This is a genomic window from Nocardiopsis trehalosi NBRC 14201, assembly GCF_001552555.1.
In the GTDB taxonomy this organism is placed as follows: domain Bacteria; phylum Actinomycetota; class Actinomycetes; order Streptosporangiales; family Streptosporangiaceae; genus Nocardiopsis_B; species Nocardiopsis_B trehalosi.
The window spans coordinates 1-1121 of sequence record NZ_BCRK01000359.1 but is presented as its reverse complement, the minus strand read 5'-3'; the positions used below and the strand labels follow the sequence as shown (position 1 = coordinate 1121).

General features: G+C 71.4%; 2 pseudogenes. Both read left to right on the top strand.

Annotated elements, in window-relative coordinates:
* A pseudogene (locus tag NT8_RS28135) lies at positions 1-304 on the top strand (hypothetical protein); the annotation flags it as partial.
* Positions 305-481: 177 nt separating this feature from the next.
* Positions 482-1121: pseudogene (locus NT8_RS28130) on the top strand (hypothetical protein); the annotation flags it as partial.

The window sequence follows — 1121 nt, the reverse complement described above, 5'->3', positions numbered from 1 at the left end:
GCCCGGCAAGGACTACTTCGTGCAGTCCTGGTACCAGGGCGGGGTGTCGGTCATCGACTTCAACAACCCGCGCAAGCCGCGCGAGATCGGCTACTTCGACCGCGGTCCCGTCTCCGACACCGAACTGGTCCGGGGCGGCACCTGGTCGGCGTACTACTACAACGGCTACGTCTACTCCTCGGAGCGGACCCGCGGCCTCGACGTCCTCCGCCTCGACGACCGCCGCCTGCGCGGCGCCGAGCGCGTGGAGTTCGACGAGTTCAACCCGCAGAGCCAGCCCGTCTACCGGCCCGGGCGCCGGTAGCCGGACGACCACCGGCGCGGCCCGCGGTTGCGACCGCGGGCCGTCCGGCCGCCGCCGGCCCGGCTGGGCGCCCCGCACGGGCGCCCGGCCGGAGCGGCCGCGACACGAGGGCGCGTCCGAGTGCGTACGGGCGCCGCTCTCGGTACTTTCATGAGAAGTAGCGGAAGAGGAGTCCTTATGCCGACATCCCCCGGGCCGTTACGGCGCCGGAACCACCGCCTCCGGCGTGCGGGCACGGCCGTGCTCGGCGCCGCCGTCCTGCTGACCGGGCTCCTGCCCACCGCCGCCGCGGCCGACACCGAGGCGCCGGCCGACGAGGTCATGACCAGCGACAACGTGGTCCACCTCGCGAACCTGCCCAAGCAGCCGCCGTTCGACGACACGAGCGCCTTCAACTCCGACCTGGCGTTCACCGGCGACTACGCCATCGACGGCAACTACAACGGGTTCACCATCTACGACATCTCCACCCCGGCGGAGCCCGAGATCGTCAGCCAGGTGCTGTGCGAGGGCGGCCAGGGCGACGTGTCGGTGAGCGGCGACCTGCTGTACTTCTCGGTCGACTACCCGCGCGCCGGGGAGGAGTGCGGGGCCCCGGCCTCCAGCCCCACCGACGCCGACGCGTTCGAGGGGATGCGGGTCTTCGACATCTCCGACAAGGCGAACCCGGCCTACGTGGCGGCCGTCGGCACGGACTGCGGCTCGCACACCAACACCCTGGTGCCGAGCAAGGACGGCAAGACGGACTACATCTACGTGTCGTCCTACAGCCCGTCCGCGAACTACCCGAACTGCCGGCCGCCGCACGACAAGATCA